This is a genomic window from Streptomyces sp. AK08-02 (genome assembly GCF_033795085.1).
In the GTDB taxonomy this organism is placed as follows: Bacteria; Actinomycetota; Actinomycetes; order Streptomycetales; family Streptomycetaceae; genus Streptomyces; species Streptomyces echiniscabiei.
In genome coordinates this window covers 64,183-87,781 of the sequence record NZ_JARAZV010000033.1, presented here as the reverse complement: position 1 = coordinate 87,781, position 23,599 = coordinate 64,183, and the positions used below count along the sequence as shown (strand labels likewise).

Here is a 23,599-nt window from a genome sequence, read left to right as displayed (position 1 = left end):
CCCTCAGCCGTCCTCAGCCGTCCGTGTTCACCATCGAGGCCGCCGCGTACGTCAGGTAGTTCCACAGCGTCCGCTCGTGCTCCTCGGAGAGGCCGAGCTCCTCGACGGCGACGCGCATGTGCCTGAGCCACGCGTCGTGCGCCGCCCGGTCGACGGCGAAGGGGGCGTGGCGCATCCGCAGCCGGGGATGGCCGCGGTTCTCGCTGTACGTCGTGGGCCCGCCCCAGTACTGGATCAGGAACAGCGTGAACCGCTCCTCGGCCGGGCCCAGGTCCTCCTCCGGATACATGGGCCGCAGCAGCGGGTCCTCGGCGACACCCTCGTAGAACCGGTGCACGAGGCGACGGAAGGTCTCGTCGCCGCCGACCTGCTCGTAGAAGGTCTGCTCCTGAAGCGTGCCGCGCGGAATCTCTTTCACGTCACCCATGGTCTCAGACTGACCGACCGAGGACTCAAGACCTAGGACCACCCCCTCCGGGCCACACCGGGCGCCCGGTTCCGCTTCGGCCGGGATGGGCGCTCGCGCCCCGGCGCCGGGCGCAGGACAGTGGACGTATGAGCGTGCACGCTGTCCACGAGGGCGGGGACGACGGCCTCGGCGATCGGGACGAGCTCGGTGATCTCGCCGTCTCGGCCCGGGCGGAACTCGTGCGGGTGATCGAGGCGAGTGGGGCCTGGGACGGTGATCCGGCCTGGCGGGAGGCGTTCGAGGCGGTGCCGCGGCATCTGTTCGTGCCGTACTACTACGCCGGTGCCGTGTCCGGACGGCAGCGGCTGTGGGGCGAGAGTCCCGACCCGCGCAGCCGTGAGCGCTGGATGCGCGGCGCCTACACGGACGCGCCGCTCGCGACCCGGATCCGAGACGGCGAGCTGGTCTCCTCCAGCAGTCAGCCCTCGCTCATGGCCATGATGCTCACCGAACTGGAGGTCGAGGACGGGCACCGTGTCCTGGAGATCGGCGCCGGTACGGGATACAACGCGGCGTTGCTCGCCCACCGCCTCGGTGACGAGTACGTCACGACGGTTGATCTGGACCCGGAGATCACCGAGTCGGCCCGCCGGCATCTGGCCGCCGCCGGCCACCATCCGGTCGTCGTCACCGGCGACGGCGCCCGCGGAGTGCCCGAGCGGGCTCCCTTCGACCGGATCATCGCGACCTGCACACTCACCTCGGTCCCGCGCGCGTGGCTCGCCCAGTGCCGTCCCGGCGCCCGCGTCCTGACGCCGTTCGCCACCGGTCTGGCCGCCCTCACGGTCATCGACGGGGAGCACGCCGAGGGCCGCTTCCTGCACACGTCCGCCTACTTCGTGCCGTTGCGAGGCGAGAGCCGGCCCGAGCCGGACACCCCGCACCTGGGCGCGCTCCCGGCCCGGACGCGCGAGCACGAACTGTTCCGGTTCCTGCTGGCACTCACCCGGGGCAGCCTGGACCCGCAGGAGGCCTACGCGCTGTGGGAGCGCGAGGACCGTCCGGTACGGGAGCGGTACGGGATCACCGTCAGCGGCGACCGGGAGTGGGCCTGGCTCGACGAACCCACGGGTCCGTACGCCTGGCCCCTTCCCGTCTGACCGCTGCCCTGCCCCGCCCTGTTCCGGCCTGCTGCTCCTGGCCTATCCCCGGCGGATCGTGATCGTCGTCCACGCGCCCACGTGCACCCGGTCGCCGTCCTGCAGCGGTACGGGGACGAAGGGCTGGATGGGCTCCTCGGAGTTGTTGACCGTCGTGCCGTTGGTCGAGTTCTGGTCGACGACCGCCCAGCTCCCGTCGGGCTGCTGGACCAGCACCGCGTGCTGGTGCGAGACGCCCGGGTCCTCCGGCGGCACCGCCAGATCGATGTCGGGGGACTCGCCCGTGGAGTGACGGCGGCGGCCGATGGTGATCTGGTTGCCGGTGAGCGGGCGCTGCTGCTCGGGCGAGTACGCGGGCAGGTTCAGCCCCGCGGCCTCGGGACCGGAGCGCTGCATCATCGCCATGAAGTACTCGCGGTCCGGGCCGATCGTCGCGGACCAGGTCAGCGGCCGCTGTTGTTGCTGCTGTCCGTAGCCGTAGCCGCCGCCCGGAGAGGGCGGGGCCTGGGTGGGACCGGGCTGCGGATAGCCGTAGCCGCCGCCGGGCGGTGCGGGCGGGCCGGACTGCCCACCCGGGCCGCCGGAGGGCGGGGAGATCACCCAGTCGTCGTCACCGCCGCCGAAACCGCCACCGGGACCGGACTGCGGGCCACCGGGCCGGCCCGTCTCCTGCGGGAACGCGGGCGGGAAGGGCGAACCGGACTGCTGGAAGGCCTGCGGAGCACCACCGGGCGGCTGGTATCCCTGGGGCCCGCCGGAGGTGACGGCGGGACCGGGCGGGGGGTACCCCTGCGATCCGCCGGGTCCATTGGGCTGGTAACCCTGCGGGCCACCCGGGGACGTGCCGCCGGGGCCCCCGGGACCGCCGGGGGTCGGGCCGGGCGGCGGGGGGACCGGGCGGGACGGGTCGCCGCCGAAGGGCGGGATCGGTTCGGCGGGGCGGTTGATCTGCGACGGGCGCGAGCTCTGGTAGTCGTACCCGTCACCGCCGCCGTAGGACGGTCCCGACGGGCTGGGCGGCGGAGGCTGGAAGCGCTGGCCGGGGCCCGCGCCGCCGGGGCCCCCTCCGTACCCCTGGCCCGGTCCGGGCGCCGACGGGCGCGGGGCGGCCGGGGTGTACGAGGTCGCCGTGTTCGTCAGGAAGTTCCACCGGCACTCCTCGCAGAACGGAGCGCCCCCCTCACGTGGGGTGCGGCACTGCGGGCACAGCTCCTGCTCGGCGTCCGGCACGGCGGACAGGTGCGAGCGGCTGCCGGGCGCCCCGGTGGCGGAACCGGGCGGCGGGTAGGCGTAACCGGGCGCCGGGGGTGGCGGCGGGGGCGGGGGCACGGCACCGGCCATGCGGTGACCGCAGACCTCGCACCAGTCGTCGGAACCCGACTGGTGTCCGTTCGGGCAGGTCGGCATGTCGGCTCTTCCCCCTCTCCTCTTCGCTTCTTCTTCGCAGCGTTTCGTGCGGTTACTTCTTTACACGAACAGTCTTTGTGGACCGTGTTTCGAGTGTCATCTCGTCGGCCTCTTCGACCTTCGCCTTCAGTCGCACAGTACCTGCCGCGGCGTCGACCACGTCCACCACCTTCGCAAGCAGTTTCGCAGTATCCGCGTTTCCGGAGGCGCTGGCGAGCTGAACGGCTCGTCCCAGCTTGGCCGTGGCACCGTCGACATCGCCCGCTTTGCGGGCATCCAGCCCCTGCTGGATGACCTGTGCCAGTTCGGCCTGACCCGTGTAGTGCGCGACCTGCGGATTGATCGACGTCGAGGCCGCCATGTCGTCGGTCCACACGGCCCGTACGAGGCCCTGTGCGCCGAGGTTCTGGGCGCTGCCGTCGGGCTGCGGGACCACCAGGGAGACACGGGCGGCCAGCATCTCCTGGCCCAGGCCGGCGGAGGGCACCTGGACGCACACGTGGTAGTCGCGCGACTCGTCGCCCCAGGAACCGGTGGGGTAGTCACCGGCGCGCGGACCGGCCTCCGTGCGGCGGTCGGTCAACTCCTCGACGGTGGGCGCCACCTGCTTGACGAACTTGATCTCCGTGCCGACCGGGGTCCACAGCCGGAGGGCGACGTCCGCGACCTCCTTGCCCATCGCCGTCTCCATCATCTGCGTGAAGTCGGCGGCGAGGCCGGCCGGGTCGGCGACGATGTCGGAGGTCCCGAGCAGTCCGGAGGCGATCGCCGTGACCTCCTTGACCTCCCAGTCGGTGCCCACACCGCGTGCGTCACAGGTGAAACGGCCGGCGCAGGAGTCCAGGGCGGCCTTCAGGTCCTCCGGCGACTCGTGCTCGTTGCGGCCGTCGGTGAGGAGGATGCCGTGCCGGATGGTGACCTCGGACGAGGACAGCAGCCGGTCGGCGAGACGCAGCCAGGTGCCGATGGCCGTGCCGCCGCCCGCGGTCAGCCGGCGCAGCGCCTGCTTGGCCTGCTCACGGGTGGTGGCGTCGGCGACCGCGAGGCGTCCGCCGCCCGGGTAGACCTCCTTGGCGACGTGCGTGCCGCCGATCACCGTGAAGTGCACACCGTCGCGCACCGCGTCGATCGCGGCGGCCGTCGCCTCCCGGGCGCCCCGCATCTTGGTCGGCGGGTAGTCCATCGAGCCGGAACAGTCGACCATGATCGCCACAGCCGCGTCCGGGCCCCGGCCCGGTGCGTAGACATGGGGTGCCGCGGACGCGGTGCCGACCGTGCCGCCACCGGTCGCGGTGACCGTCACGATCGCGCTGACCTCACGCCCACCGTCGGGCAGGTACTCGTTCTGGTAGACGTCCACCGAGAACTGCGGCACGTTCGACTTCGAGAAATTGGCCATGCGTGCTTCGCTCCCCCTCGAAAACCCCACGTCCGTGGAGCTGTGACTGTATGCGGACCGGTCCCCTCCGGTCCTCCTGGGGGCACCCCCGTGTCAGTGCCCTCAGGCCGATCCTGCCCCCTGCGAGGGGGCGGGGAACGGCACGACGGCCACTGTTACGTTGTCGTGGCCCCCACCGTCCAGGGCGTGCCCGAGCAGAACCCGGGCGGCGTGCAGCGGACGCGACGCGGCGTCCGGCGGGAGAACCTCGGCCAACTCGTCCGCGGCCTCCGCGTAGTTCCACAGCCCGTCCGTGCACACCACCACCACACCGGGCCGGTCCGGCTTGAAGGAGGCGGTGTGCGGCTCCAGTTCGTACGCGTCCGCGCCGAGCCAGCCCGTGATGGCGTGGGCACGCTCGTCGGCGTAGGCCTCCGCCTCGTTCATCAGGCCCGCCGCGACCATCTGCGCGGCCCACGAGTCGTCCTCGGTGAGCCGGGCCGGGGCGGTGGAGCGGTCCACCGGGACCCAGTAGGCGCGGCTGTCACCGACCCAGCCGACGACCAGCAGGGACGGGGTGACGACGCAGCCCACCAGGGTGCAGGCCGGCGAGTTCTGGTGCGGAGCGTGCTCGCGGGCACCCGCGGGCTCGTCCGCCAGCGCGTTCACGGCGTGCGAGGCGGCGAGGATCGCGTCGTGCATCGCCTGCTGCGGATGGGCGCCCTGGGGCAGGGCGGCCATCAGCGAGTCGCCGGCCGCCCGGGACGCGGCCAGCGAGGCCTCGTCGGGGCGGGTCGCCGAGGAGACGCCGTCGCAGACGATCGCGACCAGCGCGGGCGTGCGGCTCGGCAGCGTGGTGTGCGAGATCGCGTACGCGTCCTCGTTGCGATGGTGGCGCAGACCCCGGTCGGTGACCGCGGCGAGCGGGCCGACCTCGTCCTCCATGTGGTCGCGCTCGCGCGGCTGGGCGTGCCCGCAGTTCTCGCAGTAGCCGTCGTTGTCGACCCGCCCCGCCCGGCACGCCACGCACACCTTGGTGCCGGCCGGGGGCGTCGAGGTCTCGGCGGCGCGCGGGGCGGGCGCCTGGAGCGGGTACTCGTCGGGCTCACCGCCGGCGGCCCGGTCGAACCGGACGCCCGTGGCCGGCGAGACCGGCGAACCGGTGGGCGGCGCCCCCGGCATCGGCGGCCGGCCCGGAACCGGCGGAAGCGGGATCTCGCCCGAGTCGGTGCCCCGGAGATCGGTCGCCAGGTGAACCGGCGCCGGGGTGCCGGAACTGCTGGACTCGGGAGCGTGGGGCCAGTCCACGGAAGCGGCCTCCGGAGGCGGGTGCGGCGCGGACGCGAGGGCGCCGCTCAGGGTGAGCGTCGGAAAGTCACCGGGGCGCGGGGGCACGGCAGACAGGTCGTACCCGCACGCGCCACAGAACCGGTCGCCCGATTCGATCGGCTCCTCGCAGCTCGGGCACCGGGACAGAGCGGTCGGCCGGGGTGGCTCGGGCATCTGGGACATCAACTACACCCACGTCCGGGGGCGGTAACGGTTGGCTCGTTCCACCAGGTCGATCCTCTCCTCGCCGCCCTGCGCGAGCCGGGCAAGCGTCCGGTACGAGCGCTCCAGCCCGAAACGCAGACCACGCTCGTCCAGGTCACTGCCGAGCAGCACCCGCCCCCCGACGGCCGGAGGGGCGGAAACCTGGTCCTGGGAGAGTATCCAGTCCAGCGCGCAGCCGAGGACTTCCGCCGACAGCTGCTCCCGCCGGACCGCGTCCAGGCCGTATCCGGCGAGCGCCTCCACCTGCCCGGCGGACGCGATCAGATCGTCCAGGAACGGCGCGTCCGCCGCGACGGCCGTCCGCTGCCGCAGCCGCGCCCGTACGGCGGCCACACGGGCCGCCGTGTAGTGGATCGAGGCCTCCGGAACGGACTCCAGCGTCTTCACGGCGCTACGGCGGTCGCCGGCCGCCAGCTGGACGCGGGCCAGCCCGAACGCCGCGCTCACATAGCTCGGGTCGGTCGTCCACACCAGCCGGTAGTACTCGGCGGCGTTGTCGAGCTGCCCCAGCACCTCCGCGCACAGCCCGAGGGCCAGCTTGGGCGGACTCTCGCCCGGGAAGGCGTCGTAGATCGCGTCGAACGACAGCGCGGCACTCTCGTGATCGCCCGTCACCAGCGCGGCCACGCCCTGGTACCAGACCACCCGCCAGTCGTCGGGGCGCTCCTCCTCCAGCCGGACCAGCGACTCCAGGGCGGTCGCCGCGTCCCCGTTCTCCAGCCGGGCCCGCACCTCCCGGAGCCGGGTCTCCGTCGACTGCGCCGGCGCCAGCGCGAGGGCGGCGATCAGCTCCCCGGCCGCCGACGCCAACAGACCCGCCAGGAAACCCGCGTTGGGGTCGGTCGGGTCGACGCGGGGCACGGGCAGCGCGAGCGCGGCCGCACCGGCGTCGATGGCCTTGACGAGACGCGGGGTCCCGCCGAGCGCCCTGGTGGCGCCGGTGAGGGCGGGAGCGGCCTGCGCCGAGGACTTCCTCCGGGGCGCTGCCACCCGGGCTCCCAGCCGCGACACCTCCCCGTCCAGCGCTCCGAACAACTCCGCGTCCGTGACCTTCACCTCCGGCCCGAACAGGGTCGACAGCGCGGGCCTGGCCCGGCCCGTCTGGAGCGACACGACCTCGCGCAGTACGCCCGTCAGCTGCTCGGACATCTCCTGCGCGGACGCGAACCGGCGGGCCGGGTCGGGATCGGTGGCGCGGACCAGGAGCCGGTAGAACGACTCGTACTGGCGGAAGACCTCGATGTGGTCGGGGTCGGGCAGGGAGTCCACGAACACGTTCGTGTAGCCCTGGAAGTCGAACGTCATGACGGCGAGCGTGCGCGCGACCGTGTACAGGTCGGACGCCACCGACGGGCCGACCTCCGCGACCTCCGGCGCCTGGTAGCCGACCGTGCCGTAGATGGCCGACTCGTCGTCGTCCACCCTGCGGACCGCGCCCATGTCGATCAGCTTCAGCTGGTCCTCGGTCTGGATCGCGTTGTCGACCTTGAAGTCGCAGTACAGCAGGTTGCGGCTGTGCAGATAACCGAGCGCCTCAAGCGCCTCGATGCCGTACGCGCACGCCTGCTCCACCGGCAGCGGGTCCCGCTTCCCGTCCGGGGTACGGCGGTCGTTGGCGATCTCCTTCAGCGACTTGCCGCCGACGTACTCCATGACGATGTAGCCGTCGAGCGAGCCCGTGCGCTGGTCCAGGTGCTCGACGAAGTTGTAGATCCGCACGATGTTGGCGTGCACGGTCTCCGCGAGGAAACGCCGCTCGGAGATCGCCGCCGCCATCGCGTCCTGGTCACCGGTGTCCAGCAGCCCCTTCAGGACCACCCACTGGTCCGACACCGCGCGGTCCACGGCGAGATAGACCCAGCCGAGGCCGCCGTGCGCCAGACAGCCCACCACCTCGTACTGGCCGCGCACGATGTCACCGGTGTGCAGCTTGGGCGCGAACGAATACGGGTGCCCGCACTTCGTGCAGAAGCCCTCCGTGCGCCCCGGCCGCCCCTCGCCGCGTGCCCGTCCCACCGGCACCCCGCAGTCGGAGCGCGAGCAGAACCGCTTGCGCTCGGGTACCTCAGGGTTCTCCAGCACCATCGCCCGAGGGTCGGGCCGAGGCACCCCCGGCACCTCGACCAGGCCCGCGCCGAGCCGGCCGCGCCCGGTCGACCCGGCGGTCGAACCCGAGCTGCGCACCGACACCGAGCGGCCCGTCGACTTCCCCGACAGGGACCGCGACAACCGGCCGGAGACCGAGCGACGGGACTGCGAGGAACGGGATGTGCGGGAGGTACGGGCGGAGGCACGCGAGCTGTTCGAGGACGAACTCCCGCCCCCCGAGCCCCGTCTGGCACTCCCGGCGACCCCGGTGGACGGTGAACCCACCATGCCGCTGGACACGACGGGCGCGAGTCCGCACGTGTCGCAGTACAGCTCACCGCCGCCCATGTCCTCGTAACTGCCCTCACAGTCGGGCCGCTGGCACTTCTGCTGTTCGGACTCGGTCATCAGTAGTCCCCCCTCCGGTCACTGGGTCCGGCCTGGCCGGGCACCCGCGGGCCGCCGAAGAACTCGGCGGCGGCCTGCTGGTAACGCTGCACGGCCTGCTCCGCGACCCGCAGGTCACAGGGCGCGCTCCACAGCATGCGGCGCGCGGCGTCGTACCGCTCGATCAGCAGCGGATCCTCCGCGAGACCGTGCCGGGCGACCTTCGCCTTGTACGCGTCGAGCCGGCCGCGCAGCTCCGCGCGGACCGCCAGCGGCTGGGTGACAGCCGTCAACGACTCGCGGGCACGCATCAGTTCGTCCTCCGCCTTGGCCTCCAGCGACTCCAGGAGCGGCGAGAGACGGTGCCACTGGGCATGTCTGCGGTACTCGGAGGCCATCGACAACTGCTCCTGCAACGCGGTGGGCGGCCCACTCACGGCCGGCACCTCCGACGCGGCGATCTTCGCCAGCACCTCACCGCGCGCGCTGCGCGCCTCGGCGAGGGTGCGGTCCGCCCGGGACAGCACGTCGCGCAGCTTCACGAGCCGCGCCTCCGCGTCCTGGCGGACCGTCAGCACGGCGTCGATCTCCCGGCGTACGTCCTCCAGGGCGCGCGCCTCACGGTCGTACACCGTGGTGTCCGGACGGCCGCCGCCGGGCGCCGAACTGCCCTGCGCGGGCAGCCAGAACGCCAGGGGGTCGGAGATCACCCGCTCGCGCAGGGCGGTCAGGGTGCGTGTGATGCGCTCCAGGTCGTCGCCCGCCGGGTGCTCGCCGGGGCGTACGCCCACGGAGTGCGCCAACTGGCGGGTGCGCTGCAGCTCCGCGGCCAGTAAATCTATCCGCGCGGGCAGGGCCGACCAGACCGCGTCGGAGGTGACGACCATGTCCAGCGACGTCGCGTACAGCTCGTTCATCCGCTCCACCAGGTCGGCCAGGGAGTACAGCTGGCTGAGCTTCCCGGTGCCGTGCAGGGTGGGCGCGTTGGCCGTCGCCGTGGCGCTGCCCGCGACCGTGACGCACTCGCCGCGCAGCAGTTCCGTCAGCTCCACCAGGTCCTCGCGGCTGGACCAGCGGCGACGCGAACGGATGTCACGGGCGGAGCGGAACGTGTCCGAGTACGCGTCGAAGTACGCCCACAGCAGCGTGATCGACGCGTCGGCCGCCGTCCAGCGCTCCTTGGTCGTGCCGGTGAGCTCGGCGCCTTCGAGGAGTCTGCGGCCCGCGTGGTCCTGAAGGGCGAGGAGCGAGGTCTCGATCGCCTCGTGCTCCGCGCCGAGCCGCGCCAGCGCACGGTCCACCTCGTCCCGGTCCATCACCGGCCCGGTGGCTCCCGTGACGCCCATCGATCACCTCGACTACTCGTGTGGTTGCTCGTTCGGTCGGCTTTTCGGTCAGCTTCTCGGTCTGTCTGTCGGTCGGTGAACGTCACTTGTAGCGGGGCACCGGCGGCTTCGCCGACTCCGAGCCGCTGCCCAGGGTCGGGGACAGCCACTTGTCGTACGACGCCTGCCAGCCGCCGTCCTGGCGGTACTGCTCCAGTATGCGATTGACCCGTGCCGCCAGGTCGTTCGCGCCCTTCTTCACCGCCACGCCGTAGTAGTCGGTGGTGAACGTGCCGCCCTTCAGCTCCACCGTCGGGTCCTGTGCCGCCTGGCTCGCGGCGAGCGCACCGTCGGTCACCACCGCGTCCACCTGGCCGAGTTGGAGACGGACGAGGCAGTCGAGCTGGCTGGGAACGGTCGTCCTGATGTCGGCGGTGGCGACCGCCGCCTTCTTCGCCTCTTTGTCCGCCGTCAGCTTCTCCAGCGCGGTGGAGCCCTCCGCCGAGCAGATCCGCTTGCCGGCGAGCGTCTTGTCGTACCCCTTGATCGTGGAGGTCTTGGGCGCGAGGACCTGCTGCCCGGTGAGGAAGTACGGCGCGGAGAACGACACGTCGGCCAGCCGCTTGCAGGTGATCGTCATCGTGCGGACGATCATGTCGACGCGGCCGTTCTTGATGGCCGGGATGCGCTGGTTGGTCGGGATGGCCTTGAACTGGACCGCGTTCTCGTCGCCGAGGATGTCCTTGGCGATCCGGTGGACCAGATCGATGTCGAAGCCCTCCAGCTCCGCCTCCGGGCCGCCGTTCGGATCGCGGTAGCCCCAGCGGTAGCTGTTCTGGTCGACGCCGACGATCAGCCGCCGGTCCTTACGGGCCTTGATCTTCTCGATCGTCGTCCCGTCCAGCGAGGACGGCGCCGGGCTCTGGTCCTGCGGGTTCACGCAGTCCGCCGCGGCCCTCGCCTGAATGCCCTCGGCCACCCCCTGGCCGCCTACCCCAGGCCCGCCGTCGCCGTGCGACTGCGTCAACGGGAGCAGCAGCGCGAAGGCCACCGCGAGGGCGCAGGCAGTCGCCATCGCCCCCACACCGCCCCAGCCCCGCAGTCCGGCCCGCAGAGCCCGGAGACCGGCCCGCAAGGCCTGGAGGCCGGTGCGCGGACCGCGCGCACGCCCCTGTGCGTTCATCGTCACGCCCCCTCTCGTCGCCCTCATCGCCCGAACTCCCTTGCCGCCGCACTCCCCTGTACCGCTTCGTACCGCATCAGCGGTACTCCGACAGCCTGCGCCCGATGCCGAGCACCGCGCCCGCCGCGCCCAGTACGGCGAGGCCCGCGGCGCCCACCGGGAGGCCGGTCATCGCGTCCCGGCCGTTCACGGCCGCCTGCTGGAACTCGGTCTGCTCATGTCCGATGGCGGTCCTCAGCGCCTTGTCCACGCTGTCGAAGCACTCACCGGTCGGCTTGTCCTTCTTGTCCCCTATGACGCGGGCGAGCGCCTGCTGGAAGTCACCCGACTCGTACTCCGCCTGCGCCTCGTCGTGGCGGGTCTTCCACTCCTTCATACCGCCGACGGCCGACGTGACCGGCGTCCTGCCCGCCTGGTCGTCGGCGAGGCGCTCGGCCTCGGCCAGACCCTTGCCGAGGGCGCTCATGTCGCCCTCGAAGTCGTGGTCGTACGCGTCGACGACCTCGCCGTCGGCCAGTTCGACCGTCTCCGCGCCGCGCGCCACCAGCGTCAGGTTCTCGTTGCCGCGCGCCTTGAGGGAGGCGATCCGGGCGTCGTGCAGCACGTTCAGTGAGCGGATGCCGTGGTTGTAGGAGTCGTTGAGGCCCGAGCGGGCGAGACTCTGCCCGGCGACCAGCCACAGCAGGACGATCGTCGCGGTGGCCGTCGCCGCGACCAGGCCGTGGTTCAGCACCCGGTTCGTACGTCGGTAGTTGCGCCGCTGGGTCCACACGAGGGCGCCGAGCACGACGGCGCCGAGACCGATCGCCGCCCAGGGGTACGAGGTCGCGTCCGCGTAGTCCGAGCCGAGCCGCTGGTTCTCCTTGGCGTAGAGCTTCTCCGCCTGCGGGAGCATCCGGTCCTGCATCGTCTCGTTCGCCAGCCGCAGGTACGAGCCGCCGACCGGGAAGCCCAGCCGGTTGTTGGCGCGGGCCCGCTCGATGTAGCCCGTGTACTCCGACAGGAGCTTGTTGAGGTTGGCGATCGTCGTCGCGGCCTCGGAGTCCGGCTCGGAGTTGGTCGCGGCGGCGGAGAGCTTGGCGGCGGCGTTGCGGATGTCCTGCTGGTAGCGCTCGCGGGAGGTCGCCGTCTCGTCACCGCCGGCCAGGAAACCGCTGGAGGCGGCGGTGTTGGCGTCCGCGAGGGAGCTGTAGATGTCCGCCGCCGCGGAACTGAGGGGCTGGCTGTTGTGCAGCACGTCGTCCGCGGCGGACGACCGGTCGGTCATCTGCCAGGCGGTGACGGCACCGAACGCGACGACGAGCGCGGCGAGCAGGGCGCCGATGATCCGCAGCCGCCCGGGCTCGGTGGTCGCGGCGGCCCGCAACTGGTCGACACCCTCGGCGAAGGCCGTGCGGCGCGGAGGCTGGGGGACACCTGGAGCGGCACCCCTGCCACCCTGCGCGGGGATGGCGGGCAGGGCCGAGGCCGCGGGCGTCCCGGGCACGCCTGACGTGCCGGGTCCGCCCGGCGATTCGGGCGCAGGTGGTGCCGCACTGCTCGTAGCTGTCACTGTGACCTCCCCCATGGTCATCCGTCACCGCCAGTATCGCCCCCGGCACTGACAATCCGCACCGACCTTGACTGGATCTTGATCGGATCGCAAAGCGGCAGGGTTGTGTCGCAGTGCGGTGGTGTGGTGCCGGGACGCGCTGCCCCGTATTCGGACATACACGCGCTCCCCGCACCACCCCTCTGCCCATGAATACGCCGGAGGAATCTGTTCGGTTCCCGTACGAAGCCGGTCAGACCTCGTAGAAGCGTCGTACGCGCGCATGCGCCTCCGCCGGGGCGTCCGTGTGATCGAGGCCCAGCAGCGCCGCCCCCAGCACCGGGCGTGCCGTCACCACCTGGGCGACCGCCTTGGGCGCCCGGGCGGCGAGCAGCTCGGTGATGCGGTCCGTCAACCGGGCGTGCCGGGCCGCCAGTACACCCCCGCCGAGCAGTACCGGGGTCTCCTCTTCGAGGAGACCGAGGCGGCCGAGCGCGACCGCGGCCATGGCCACCACCTCGTCGGCCAGCCGGTCCACCAGCGCGCACGCCACCGGGTCACCGTCCGCCGCCGTGGCGAACAGCACCGGCGTCAGCTCGTGGCGCCGCGCGTTGTCGACGCCCCCCAGATGCAGGGCCTCGATGAGCGCGTACATGGAGGTGAGCCCGAAGTGGGCGGGCAGGGCGGACATCAGGGCCGTCGGACCGCCCCGGCCGTCCTCCGCCCGCGCCGCGTGCCACATGGCCTCCTCCGCCAGACCCCAGCCCCCGCCCCAGTCGCCGGAGACCCGGCCCAGCGCGGGGAAGCGGGCGGTGCGGCCGTCCGGGGTCATCCCCACGCAGTTGATGCCGGCGCCGCAGACGACGGCGACCCCGCGCGGCTCGGTGATCCCGGCCCGCAGGATCGCGAAGGTGTCGTTGCGTACGTCGACACTCGCGCCCCACGCGCGCGCGTGCAGCGCGTCGGCGAACTGCCGTTCCTCCACGGGGAAGTCGGCGTTCGCCAGACACGCCGAGACCCGGTCGACGGCGCTGACCCCGGCGGCGGTGAAGGCCTCGGCGACGGCGGCGGCCAGCCCCGAGACCGCGACGTCCAGTCCGTCGGTCGGCGGTCGGAACCCCCCGCCCCGCGCCGTGGCCAGCACCTCCCCGTCGGCCGCGACCACCGCCACGTCGGTCTTGCTGTTGCCGGCGTCGACGGCGAGGACGTGTGCGGTCATGCCCACGCGAGATGCTCCCGGTTGTGCGCGATCAGGGTGTCGGTCAGGGTGTCGGCGTAGTCGTACTGGCCGACCAGCGGATGCGCGAGCAGCGCCCGGAAGACCCGGTTGCGTCCGCCGTGCAGCGCGGCCTCCAGAGCCAGTTCCTCGTAGGCGGTGACGTTGGCGATCAGCCCCGCGTACAGGGGGTCGACAGCCGGGACGGCCAGGGGAGTGGCCCCCGTCCGGCCCACCGCCGCCTGTGTCTCGATGACCGCGTCGTCCGGCAGGAAGGGCAGCGTTCCCCTGTTGTACGTGTTCACCACCTGATAGGGACTGCCGCCCCCGCCCAGCAGGGACGCGGCGAGATCCACCGCCGCCTCCGAGTAGAAGGCGCCCCCGCGTTTGGCGAGCAGCTCCGGCTTCTCGTCCAGGGCCGGATCGCCGTACATCCGCAGCAGTTCCTCCTCCATGGCGGCCACCTCGGCCGCCCGCGAGGGCTTGGTGCGCAGTTCGCGTACGACGCTGTCGTGGGCGTAGTAGTAGCGCAGGTAGTAGGACGGGACCGTCTCCAGACGGTCGAGGACCGTACGCGGAAGACGGAGGTCGTCGGCGATCCGGTCGCCGTACTCGCCGAGCAGCCGGGGAAGGACGTCCTCGCCCTCGGGGCCGCCCAGGCGGACGCCCGTCTCCCAGGTGAGGTGGTTGAGGCCCACGTGGTCCAGGTGGATGTCGGCCGGGGTCACCCCCAGCAGGGCGGCGAACTTCCGCTGGAAGCCGATCGCCACGTTGCACAGGCCCACCGCCTTGTGGCCGGCCTCCAGCAGCGCGCGGGTGACGATGCCCACCGGGTTGGTGAAGTCGATGATCCACGCGTCCGGGTTGGTCCGCCGGACCCGCTCGGCGATGTCCAGGACCACCGGGACCGTGCGCAGCGCCTTGGCGAGGCCGCCCGCGCCGGTCGTCTCCTGGCCGACGCAGCCGCACTCCAGCGGCCAGGTCTCGTCCTGCTGCCTGGCCGCCTGGCCGCCGACGCGCAGTTGCAGCAGGACGGCGTCGGCGTCCTCGACACCCGCGTCGAGGTCGTCGGTGGTGACGATCTTCCCGGTGTGCCCCTGCTTGGCGAAGATCCGCCGGGCCAGGCCGCCGACCAGCTCAAGCCGTTCGGCGGCCGGATCGACCAGCACCAGCTCCTCTATGGGCAGGGTGTCCCGCAACCGGGCGAAACCGTCGATGAGTTCGGGGGTGTAGGTCGATCCGCCGCCGACCACGGTGAGTTTCATACGAGGATCAACCCTTTACGCCGGTGAGAGTGACGCCCTCGACGAACGCCTTCTGCGCGAAGAAGAACACGAGGAGCACGGGGGCCAGGACCAGCACGGTCGCGGCCATGGTGAGGTTCCAGTCGGTGTGGTGGGCGCCCTTGAAGGACTCCAGGCCGTAGGACAGGGTCCACGCGCCCGGGTTCTCGGAGGCGTAGATCTGGGGGCCGAAGTAGTCGTTCCAGGCGTTGAAGAACTGGAAGAGGGCGATGGCGGCGATCCCGGGCTTAGCCATCGGCAGGATGACCCGCAGCAGGGTGCGCAGATCACCGCAGCCGTCCACCTTCGCCGCGTCCACGTACTCGTTGGGGATGGTCATCAGGAACTGGCGCAGCAGGAAGATCGAGAACGCGTCGCCGAACGCCAGCGGGATGATCATCGGCCACAGCGTGCCGGACAGGTCGAGCTGCTTCGCCCAGAACAGGTACATCGGGATGACCACCACCTGGGGCGGCAGCATCATCATCGAGATGACCAGCATGAGCGTCAGATTCCGGCCCCGGAAGCGGAACTTGGCGAGCGCGTACGCCACGGGGACGGAGGAGACGACAGTAAGTACTGTGCCCAGGCCGGCGTAGATCAGGGTGTTCTTCCACCAGGTGAGGAAGCCCGGGGTGTCGAAGACCTTGCGGTAGTTGGACCATTCCCAGGTGTGCGGGATCAGGTCCCGGCTGAGTGCCTGCGAGTCGCTCATCAGCGAGGTCAGGAACACGAACACGAAGGGCAGGGTGAAGAAGAGGGCCGCGGCGACGCCGAGGGAGTGGACCGCGATCCATTCCAGGAACGCCTTGCGGCGGGCCGTGCGCTCGGCGGGCGTGGCGGGGACTTTCAACTCCACCGGCCGCTCCAGTAGTTGGGTCATGTCAGTCACCTGCCTGGATGAGACCGCCCCGGCGCCGCATCAACAGCGCGGTGAACGCCATCGACAGGGCGAACAGCACCAGGGCGACGACACACGCGGAGCCGTAGTCGAAGCGCTGGAAGCCGAGGTTGTAGACGAGTTGGGGGAGGGTGAGCGTGGAGTGCTCGGGATAGCCGGGCTGGAACGAGGTGCCCGCGCCCTGGATCACACCCGAGGCGACCTTCCCGGCCACCAGTGGCTGCGTGTAGTACTGCATCGCCCCGATGACGCCGGTGACGACGGCGAACATGATGATCGGGGAGATGTTCGGCAGCGTGACGTACCGGAAGCGCTGCCAGGGCGTCGCGCCGTCCAGCTCGGCCGCCTCGTACTGCTCCCTCGGTACGTCGAGCAGCGCCGCCATGAAGATCACCATCAGGTCGCCGATGCCCCACAGGGCCAGCATGGTGAGCGCCGGCTTCGACCAGTTCGGGTCGTTGAACCAGCCCGGCGCCGGGATGCCGATCTTCTCCAGGATGGAGTTGACCGGTCCCGTACCGGGGTTGAGGAGGAACGCGAACGCCATGGTCGCGGCGACCGGCGGGGCGAGGTAGGGCAGGTAGAAGAGGGTGCGGAAGACGCCCGTACCCGTCTTGATCTTCGTGATGAGCATGCCGATCCCGAGTCCGAACAGGACACGGAGGGTCACCATGATCACGACCAGCCACAGGGTGTTGCGCAGGGCGGGCCAGAAGAAGGGGTAGGACTCGAAGACGTACTTCCAGTTCTTCGTTCCGCTCCAGGTCGGCGGCTTGAAGCCGTCGTAGTGCATGAACGAGAAGTAGACCGTCGAGATCATCGGGTACGCGAAGAAGACCGTGAAGCCGATGATCCAGGGCGAGAGGAAGGCGAGGGTACGCAGCCTCGAACGCCGGTGCTTGGCGCGCAGGGTGTAGGTGGCGGCCATGGTCACTTCGCCTGCGCGATGTCCGTGTCGATCTGCGCCGCCGCCTTCTTCAGGCCCGCCTGGAGGTCGGTGACCTTGCCGCTCTCGTAGTCGTAGCCGAGCTCCTGGATGGTGGTGAGGTAGACGCCGCCGTTGATCGAGGCCGGTGAGGTGGTCGATTCGGGGTTCGCGGCGATGTCGAGGAAGGTCTTGAAGCGCGGGTCGTACTTCAGCTTCGGGGACTTGAGGGCCGCCAGCGTGGAGGGCACGTTGTGGATCGCGTTGGAGAAGCCGACGACCGCGTCCGTGTCCGTGGTGATGTACTTGACCAGTTCCCAGGCCGCGTTCTGCTTCTTGCTGGTGGCGGCGATGCCGGCGATGGTGCCGGTGATGTAGCCCTTGCCGTACTGGTCGGCCTGGTTGTCGGGCACGGGCAGCGGGGCGACGCCGATCTCGAAGTCGGGCTTCGCGTCCAGCGCCATACCGAGGCGCCACTCGCCGTCCAGCTGCATGGCCACCTGGCCGGTCTGGAAGGGGTGCTTGGGGCCCCACTCGTCACCGAGCCCGGAGCGGTACTTCTCCAGCTTCTTGAAGCCGCCGAGTTCGTCGACCAGCTTCTTCTGCACGGCGAAGGCACCGGCCACGGCCGGGTCGGTGGCGATCGTCGACTTCCCGGACGCGTCGAAGTACGTCGGCCCGAACTGGCCCATGTAGTGCTCGGTGGTCGTCTCCCAGCCGTGGTAGTTCGGCATGAAGCCGAGCTGGGAGTAGGTGTCGCCCTTGGCGATCGTCAGTTTCTTGGCGTCGGCCTCGAACTCGGACCAGGTCTTCGGCGGAGTGGTGATCCCGGCCTTCTTGAAGGCGGTCTTGTTGTAGTAGAGGCCGTAGGCGTCGCCCAGCAGCGGGACGGCGCAGCGGTTGCCGTCGTACTGCGTGTACTCGCTCATCGCCTTCGGGAAGGTCGCCGCCGGGTCGATGTTCGCCTTCTTGAAGAACGGGTTCAGGTCGACCAGCGCGCCCGACGAGCAGAACTTGCCGACGCCGTTGGTGGTGAACGACGAGATGACGTCGGGGGCCTTGCTGCCGCCCGCGCGCAGCGCCTGGTTCATCTTGTCGTCGGTCATGTTGCCGACGACGTTGACGTGGATGTTCGGGTGGGCCTTCTCGAAGCCGGCGATGAGCGCCTTCACGCCCGCCACCTCGTTCGGCGCGCTCCAGGCGTGCCAGAAGGTGATGGTCGTGTCCTTGGAGGCGTCGTCCTGGGTGCCGGATGAGGACTGGCCGGTACAGGCCGTGGCGAGGAGGGCTGTGGAGGCGGTCACGGCGAGTGCGACGGCGACTTTTCTCGATATTCCGGGCATGGCGAGGTCTCCCAGGGAAGGGCGAAGCAGGGCACGGGACTTGAGGGTGAAGGTGAGAGCGTGCGTGAAGCGGAGAACTGCGGGGGGGTTGTTCAGCGGGAGGTGTCGAAGACCTCGTCGCGGGTGGTCGCGAGGGCGCTCTCCAGCGCGCCCCGCAGCACGGGGTGTTCGTGTACGTCACCCACGACCAGCCGGGGCCGGGTCGCGGCCAGTTCCTCCAGCTCGGCCTGGACCAGACCGCGCAGGGGTTCGCCGCCCGCGGTCAGGGAGGCGCCGCTGAGGACGACGAGTTCGGGGTCGAGGACGGAGACGAGCGAGGCCAGACCGGTGGCCAGGCCGGTCGCGTACGTTTCGAGGAGCCGCCGGTGCGGGCCCGCGTCGATGTCGGCGGCCTGGGCGACGAGGGCGGCGGCGACCTCGGCGTACGGGCCCTCGGGGACGGGGCTGATGCCCAGCTCGCGGGCGAGCCGGGGGATGACCTGTGAGCCGGCCAGCTCCTGGTAGCCGCCGCTGCCGGCTCTGCTGACCTGCCGGACGAGGGGTGTGCCCGGCACGGGCAGGAAGCCGACCTCGCCGGCGCCGCCGGTCCAGCCGCGGTGCAGCCGGCCGCCGAGGACGAGCGCGGCGCCGAGGCCGCCCTCGTTCCACAGGAGCACGAAGTCGTCGTGCCCTCTGGCGGCGCCGAGGCGCTGCTCGGCGATGGCGACGAGGTTCACGTCGTTCTCGTACTCCACCGGCATCGGGAGCGCGGCGGCGAGTTCGTCGAGGAGGGCCGGGGAGTGCCAGCCCGGGAGGTGGGAGGCGTAGCGCAGCCGCCCGGTGCCCGGGTCGAAGGCGCCAGGCGTCCCGATGACGAGCCGCCGGAGATCGGCGCGGGCCAGCCCGGCCGCCTTGACGGCACCGTCCAGGGCGTCGGTGACCTGCTGGACGACGGGCCGGGCGGGGCGCTTGCCGGGGGTGGGCAGTTCGTACTCGCTCACGGTCCGGCCGGTGATGTCGGCGACCGCGGCGAGGACGCGTTCGGGGGTGACGTCGAGCCCGGCGGCGTACGCGGCGGTCGCGTTGACCTCGTACAGCTGGGCGTTCGGGCCGGGCCGGCCCTCGGTGGTGCCGGTCGCCAGGACGAGTCCGGCCGCTTCCAGGCGGGCGAGCAGCTGTGAGGCGGTCGGCTTGGAGAGACCGGTGAGTTTGCCGATCCGGGTGCGGGACAGGGGGCCGTGCTCCAGAAGGAGGTCCAGGGCCGCCCGGTCGTTCATGGCGCGCAGGACGCGGGGGGTGCCGGGCGTGCCTGAGGTTCCTGCGCTACCTGCCACTGGTATCTGCACCTGCCTTTCCGTGCCTAGCTTTTCACAACCCCGATGACTGTTAGGAAGGTTTCCTATCGGATGGCGAGAAGATAGAACCGGACCAAGGGGGACGTCAAGGGGCAATGAGAGAGGCGGCGCCCCCGATTCGGGAACGCCGCCTCTCCGATACAGGCTGCCGGATACCTCGTACGGCCTACCGGCCGGGCCGTGCGGGCGCGATCGGGGCTATCGGGGACGCCGCCTCCGTCTGGGGAGAGGCGGCGTTCGAGTACACCGAGGGGGCCGCGACCGCCGCTGTCGGGTCCGCGTCCGGGTCCTCCTCCGGGATGACCGTGGTGCCGCCGACGACGCGGATGCCCGCAGCGTCCAGGGCCCGCTTGACGCGCCAGCGCAGTTCGCGCTCCACCGTCAGGGACTTGCCCGGCATCGTCTTCGCCGTGAGGCGGACGACCATCGAGTCCAGCAGCACGCTGTCCAGGCCCAGGCTCTCGATCGGGCCCCACAGCAGCTCGTTCCAGGGCTCTTCCCGGCTCATCTTCTCGCCGACCTCGGCGAGCGTCGCCTTCAGCCGCTCCAGGTCCACGTCCGCGCTGACGGTCACGTCCACGCCGGCCGTGGCCCAGCCCTGGGAGAGGTTGCCGATGCGCTTGACCTCGCCGTTGCGGACGTACCAGATCTCACCCTGGTCGCCGCGCAGCTTCGTCACCCGCAGGCCCACCTCGATCACCTCGCCCGACGCCACCCCCGCGTCGATCGTGTCCCCGACGCCGTACTGGTCCTCAAGGATCATGAACACGCCGGAGAGGAAGTCCGTCACCAGGTTGCGGGCGCCGAAACCGATCGCCACGCCCGCGACACCGGCGGAGGCGAGCAGCGGGGCCAGGTTGATCTGGAACGCGGAGAGCACCATCAGGGCCGCGGTGCCCAGGATGATGAAGCTGGCCACCGAGCGCAGCACCGAGCCGATCGCCTGGGAACGCTGACGGCGCCGCTCGACATTGACCAGCAGGCTGCCGAGGGCCGTGCCGCCGGACGGGCCGTCGGCCCCCTGGACCGTACGGTTCATCCGGTCTATCAGCTTGGTGATGGCCCGCCGCACCACCGCTCTCAGCACGACCGCGATCACCACGATCAGCAGGACCTTGAGGCCGATGGCCAGCCAGGTGGACCAGTTCTGCTCGACCCAGCTGGCGGCGTTCGTCGCGCTCTCCTGGGCGTCCTGGAGCGACGGGACCAACGCGGTCGGTGACTCCGAGGGAGTCGGTGACGGCGACGTACCGGCGGCGAGTAGGACGGCGGGCAAGGACACGGGGGGTACCTCCAAAGCGGCCTGCCCCCGGTACGGATGGTTACGGCGTTCGGCTCGACGGTGAGCTCGTCATTCAGGTCACGGAAAGGTCACCGGAAGGGCAGAACCACCACACTAACGGGGCAACGTGTGCGGATCGGCGCCATGTTCGAGGGAGAGACCGTGCTCACCTGGGGATGAAGAGGGTGTGGTCCCGGGGCATGAACGCAAGGTGTGGTCGAAAACACTCCCAGCCCGTTACCGGGACGTGGTGGCGCAGCCGCCGGGCGAGAGGGGAGACTGACTACAGATCGTCCCGGCGCGAGCCACGCGCCGCCGACGCCCAAGGAGGCATCCGTGCCGCATGTCCTGGTACTCAACGCGTCGTACGAGCCACTCGGCGTCGTACCGCTCCGCCGCGCGCTCGTCCTCGTCCTGGAGAACAAGGCTGTCTCCCTCGAGGAATCGGGCGCCTTCCTGCACAGCGCGACCGTTACTGTCCCCGCACCCAGCGTGGTCCGGCTGAAGAGGTTCGTACGGGTCCCTTACCGGGGGCCCGTTCCACTGACCCGTAGGGCGCTGTTCGCCCGCGACGGCGGCCGGTGCATGTACTGCGGCGCCGCCGCGACCAGCGTCGATCATGTCATCCCGAAGTCCCGTGGCGGTCAGCACCGCTGGGACAACGTGGTGGCGTCGTGCCGTCGCTGCAACCACACCAAGGCCGACCGCCATCTCTTCGAGATCGGCTGGCGGCTGCGCCACAAACCCGCCCCGCCCACAGGTCTCGCCTGGCGCATCATCGGTACCGGGCACAGGGACCCGCGCTGGCTGCCGTACCTGCAGCCGTACGGCGCGGACGACGCGATGGCCCGGATCGACGGCATCTCAGCCTGACCTCCGGGCTTTCGTCTACCTGAATACGGAACCGAACACAGCCTGACAGCGGAGTACCCGCACACCCGTTCGGGCTGTCTGTACGGCACGGATGCGATCCGGCCCAGGGAACCCCCGTTCCCCAGGGCCGGATCACTCATGCCCGGCCGCTCAGCCGTACCTGAGCTCCGCGGGGCGCACCGAACGGCACAGAACGGCAGTGCGGTGGCGGCGGCGAGCAGGCGAGGACGTGTAACCGATCGCGGTCGTCCGTGCAGGTGCTCACGCTGGTGTCGGCTCAGGCCGCCGGGCGGATCGCTCCGGTCCTACGGTCATGACGCGAACAGTTGGACGGCTCAAGAAGTAGGCCCCGCATCTTTACCGACCTCGCCGGCATCCTGCTAGGGGGTCCTGGACTGCTGGAGGTGCGGATACCTCGCGGGACCCGACGTTCAGGCTCGGCTCAGGGGCCTCGGAGCCAGGATCGACCCAGAGTCGGCGTCCGGACCGATTTTTCCCAAGGCTGTCCTCGCCGTGAACCCTGGCACCAACCTCCGTGGACAGAACAGCCGGCGCATCTAGTGGAAAGGTGGCTGTCCCCGTGACCCCGGCGGGGACAATCACCGTATGAGTTCCGGCCGTACAGGTCTTTGTCGCGCCGCTCACTTGGTCAACACAACAGGCTCGGCCAACTTGGGACGCATCCACGGGTACGGATCGATGATCGCGGAACGCTTTGCGCGGACATCGGCGCGCGCTGCCAGAATCGAGCCGGCAGCCGTGTAGTGCCTTCCACGTCCCGACCCGTGTGCGGCCAGGAGACCGAGAGCAACCAGGTGAGCAAGGTCTCGGGTGGCCATCTGTCCTTCGATCTCGGCGCGTTTCATGTACCCGCTGCGTCGGATCCGGTAGCCGAGGACCGCGTCGAACAGTAGGTCCATTACGCGCTCCGGAAGCGAGTGGCGCTCGACCAGGCCGTCGAGATGGGCCCAATAACGGCTGGCATCCTCGAAACGCCGAGCCATCGTCTGAGCCTGCATGTGATGGGCGCGCAGGCAGAACGAAAGCCACAGGTGAGCGTCAGGCCGCGGCGCCCATACGCCATGCCCGGTGTGGCCGAGTGCGGCGTAGTAGTCGAGTGTGTTGGCAGTGACGCCGAGCCACTCTTCGATGGAGGAAAAGGCCGGGTCGCCGATGTCCGAACGGGTCAGCGCCAGGGTCGCGACGGCGCGAGCCATACGTCCGTTGCCGTCTCGAAACGGATGGATCATGACCAGGTTGAGGTGCGCCATCGCAGAGCGGACAACGGGGTCGTGATCGTGGTCAGTGCGGAGATGTTCGACCAGCTTCTCCATGAGGTCGGGCACGAGCTCATGGTCGGGTCCTTCGTACACCTGCTCATCGGTGGCCTCGTTATGGACGTAGATCGGTCCCTTGCGAAATCGCCCTGGAGACTTGGACGGCTCATGCTGCAGCATCATGAAGTGCATGGCCCGCAGCTCAGTGGTGTCATACGTGGCAAGGCTGTCGCCGCCTACCGCGAGCACGTAGCTCATGGCTCGCTGGTAGCCCTTGATCTCCTCAAAGGTTTTCTCATCGGCGCTCATGGGCTCGTCATCATCGAGTGCCGCGAGAGCGTCATCCTCTTCAACGACGTAGCCCTCGATGCTGTTGGAGCCCTGGATGGCCTTGGCGAGGACAGAACGGCGCAGGCCGCCTTCCCAGCGCCGGGGGGTGCGCAGGGCGTGTCGCATGTCCATGCGCATCCGGTGGATCTCGCCCAGCACGGCTTTGTCCTCGCCGGTCAGGGAGGGGGCCGTGTAGAGATCGATGTGCGATGACTGCTTCATGTAGTCACCGTAGCCGTCTTTTGACTACTTTAACTAGTCAAGCTTTCGTGTCAGGTAAGTCGCCCAGTCAGCCTGGCGTGCCCAGGAGAGAGGCGGAAGGGATAGGGGGAGATGGCGAAAGGCGCCGGATGCCGACAGGCGGGCGACGGAAGAATCGCGGAATGTGACCGGCGGTACCGTGGTTCGTCCTT

Annotated in this window: 18 protein-coding genes; 2 read left to right on the top strand and 16 right to left on the bottom strand. The window is 70.6% G+C overall.

Annotated elements, in window-relative coordinates:
- Positions 1–13: 13 nt before the first annotated feature.
- A complete protein-coding gene (locus tag PV734_RS44190; protein WP_319090043.1) occupies positions 14–427 on the bottom strand; it encodes a globin in 414 nt (137 codons plus the stop codon).
- A 128-nt stretch (positions 428–555) separates the two neighbouring features.
- Between PV734_RS44190 and PV734_RS44185 the strand changes: the two genes are divergently transcribed.
- Positions 556–1,569, top strand: coding sequence for a methyltransferase domain-containing protein (locus PV734_RS44185; RefSeq protein WP_319090042.1), 1,014 nt, complete (start codon positions 556–558; stop codon positions 1,567–1,569).
- A 42-nt stretch (positions 1,570–1,611) separates the two neighbouring features.
- Here PV734_RS44185 and PV734_RS44180 read toward each other — a convergent pair whose 3' ends face one another.
- From PV734_RS44180 to PV734_RS44115, 14 genes are all read right to left on the bottom strand, one after another.
- Positions 1,612–2,976, bottom strand: coding sequence for an FHA domain-containing protein (locus PV734_RS44180; protein ID WP_319294889.1), 1,365 nt, complete (start codon positions 2,974–2,976; stop codon positions 1,612–1,614).
- 52 nt (positions 2,977–3,028) lie between these two features.
- The gene (locus PV734_RS44175) at positions 3,029–4,375 is read right to left on the bottom strand and encodes a VWA domain-containing protein (protein ID WP_319090040.1); all 1,347 of its coding nucleotides are present in this window, start codon (positions 4,373–4,375) and stop codon (positions 3,029–3,031) included.
- A 102-nt stretch (positions 4,376–4,477) separates the two neighbouring features.
- Positions 4,478–5,869, bottom strand: coding sequence for a PP2C family serine/threonine-protein phosphatase (locus tag PV734_RS44170; RefSeq protein ID WP_319294887.1), 1,392 nt, complete (start codon positions 5,867–5,869; stop codon positions 4,478–4,480).
- A complete protein-coding gene (locus PV734_RS44165; RefSeq protein ID WP_319294885.1) occupies positions 5,870–8,404 on the bottom strand; it encodes a serine/threonine-protein kinase in 2,535 nt (844 codons plus the stop codon).
- Positions 8,404–9,729: a hypothetical protein gene (locus PV734_RS44160; protein ID WP_319090037.1), complete on the bottom strand. Its 1,326-nt coding sequence runs from the start codon at positions 9,727–9,729 to the stop codon at positions 8,404–8,406. The genes PV734_RS44165 and PV734_RS44160 overlap by 1 nt, the downstream gene beginning before the upstream one ends.
- An 82-nt stretch (positions 9,730–9,811) precedes the next feature.
- Entirely contained in the window at positions 9,812–10,891 is a 1,080-nt protein-coding gene (locus tag PV734_RS44155; RefSeq protein WP_319090036.1) for a glutamate ABC transporter substrate-binding protein, read from the bottom strand.
- Positions 10,892–10,967: 76 nt separating this feature from the next.
- Positions 10,968–12,458, bottom strand: coding sequence for a hypothetical protein (locus tag PV734_RS44150; RefSeq protein WP_319090035.1), 1,491 nt, complete (start codon positions 12,456–12,458; stop codon positions 10,968–10,970).
- A 217-nt stretch (positions 12,459–12,675) separates the two neighbouring features.
- Complete coding sequence (locus PV734_RS44145) at positions 12,676–13,647, bottom strand: N-acetylglucosamine kinase (protein ID WP_319090034.1); 972 nt, start codon at positions 13,645–13,647, stop codon at positions 12,676–12,678.
- Complete coding sequence (locus PV734_RS44140; RefSeq protein WP_319294884.1) at positions 13,638–14,903, bottom strand: 6-phospho-beta-glucosidase; 1,266 nt, start codon at positions 14,901–14,903, stop codon at positions 13,638–13,640. The genes PV734_RS44145 and PV734_RS44140 overlap by 10 nt, the downstream gene beginning before the upstream one ends.
- 7 nt (positions 14,904–14,910) lie before the next feature.
- On the bottom strand, positions 14,911–15,804 hold the full coding sequence (locus PV734_RS44135) for a carbohydrate ABC transporter permease (protein WP_319090032.1): 894 nt from the start codon (positions 15,802–15,804) through the stop codon (positions 14,911–14,913).
- Position 15,805: 1 nt separating this feature from the next.
- A complete protein-coding gene (locus PV734_RS44130) occupies positions 15,806–16,750 on the bottom strand; it encodes a sugar ABC transporter permease (protein ID WP_319294882.1) in 945 nt (314 codons plus the stop codon).
- Positions 16,751–16,752: 2 nt separating this feature from the next.
- Positions 16,753–18,090, bottom strand: a complete 1,338-nt coding sequence (locus tag PV734_RS44125) for an ABC transporter substrate-binding protein (protein WP_319090030.1) — start codon at positions 18,088–18,090, stop codon at positions 16,753–16,755.
- Positions 18,091–18,182: 92 nt separating this feature from the next.
- Entirely contained in the window at positions 18,183–19,346 is a 1,164-nt protein-coding gene (locus PV734_RS44120; protein ID WP_319294893.1) for an ROK family transcriptional regulator, read from the bottom strand.
- A 244-nt stretch (positions 19,347–19,590) separates the two neighbouring features.
- Positions 19,591–20,706: a mechanosensitive ion channel family protein gene (locus PV734_RS44115; RefSeq protein WP_319090029.1), complete on the bottom strand. Its 1,116-nt coding sequence runs from the start codon at positions 20,704–20,706 to the stop codon at positions 19,591–19,593.
- A 336-nt stretch (positions 20,707–21,042) separates the two neighbouring features.
- Here PV734_RS44115 and PV734_RS44110 point away from each other — a divergent pair, with 336 nt between their 5' ends.
- Positions 21,043–21,579: an HNH endonuclease gene (locus PV734_RS44110; protein WP_319090028.1), complete on the top strand. Its 537-nt coding sequence runs from the start codon at positions 21,043–21,045 to the stop codon at positions 21,577–21,579.
- Positions 21,580–22,220: 641 nt separating this feature from the next.
- Here the strand turns inward: PV734_RS44110 and PV734_RS44105 are convergent.
- Positions 22,221–23,408 (bottom strand): Fic family protein, encoded by a 1,188-nt coding sequence (locus PV734_RS44105; RefSeq protein WP_319294880.1) that lies wholly within the window; start codon positions 23,406–23,408, stop codon positions 22,221–22,223.
- Positions 23,409–23,599 lie beyond the last annotated feature (191 nt).

What these genes read in the sequence shown, in the direction of transcription:
- PV734_RS44155 (WP_319090036.1), bottom strand. Translation starts at nt 10,891, where the DNA reads ATGAACGCACAGGGGCGTGCGCGCGGTCCGCGCACCGGCCTCCAGGCC.
- PV734_RS44120 (WP_319294893.1), bottom strand. Translation starts at nt 19,346, where the DNA reads ATGAACGACCGGGCGGCCCTGGACCTCCTTCTGGAGCACGGCCCCCTG.
- PV734_RS44105 (WP_319294880.1), bottom strand. Translation starts at nt 23,408, where the DNA reads ATGAAGCAGTCATCGCACATCGATCTCTACACGGCCCCCTCCCTGACC.
- PV734_RS44165 (WP_319294885.1), bottom strand. Translation starts at nt 8,404, where the DNA reads ATGACCGAGTCCGAACAGCAGAAGTGCCAGCGGCCCGACTGTGAGGGC.
- PV734_RS44185 (WP_319090042.1), top strand. Translation starts at nt 556, where the DNA reads ATGAGCGTGCACGCTGTCCACGAGGGCGGGGACGACGGCCTCGGCGAT.
- PV734_RS44125 (WP_319090030.1), bottom strand. Translation starts at nt 18,090, where the DNA reads ATGCCCGGAATATCGAGAAAAGTCGCCGTCGCACTCGCCGTGACCGCC.
- PV734_RS44140 (WP_319294884.1), bottom strand. Translation starts at nt 14,903, where the DNA reads ATGAAACTCACCGTGGTCGGCGGCGGATCGACCTACACCCCCGAACTC.
- PV734_RS44190 (WP_319090043.1), bottom strand. Translation starts at nt 427, where the DNA reads ATGGGTGACGTGAAAGAGATTCCGCGCGGCACGCTTCAGGAGCAGACC.
- PV734_RS44175 (WP_319090040.1), bottom strand. Translation starts at nt 4,375, where the DNA reads ATGGCCAATTTCTCGAAGTCGAACGTGCCGCAGTTCTCGGTGGACGTC.
- PV734_RS44135 (WP_319090032.1), bottom strand. Translation starts at nt 15,804, where the DNA reads ATGACCCAACTACTGGAGCGGCCGGTGGAGTTGAAAGTCCCCGCCACG.
- PV734_RS44180 (WP_319294889.1), bottom strand. Translation starts at nt 2,976, where the DNA reads ATGCCGACCTGCCCGAACGGACACCAGTCGGGTTCCGACGACTGGTGC.
- PV734_RS44130 (WP_319294882.1), bottom strand. Translation starts at nt 16,750, where the DNA reads ATGGCCGCCACCTACACCCTGCGCGCCAAGCACCGGCGTTCGAGGCTG.
- PV734_RS44150 (WP_319090035.1), bottom strand. Translation starts at nt 12,458, where the DNA reads ATGGGGGAGGTCACAGTGACAGCTACGAGCAGTGCGGCACCACCTGCG.
- PV734_RS44160 (WP_319090037.1), bottom strand. Translation starts at nt 9,729, where the DNA reads ATGGGCGTCACGGGAGCCACCGGGCCGGTGATGGACCGGGACGAGGTG.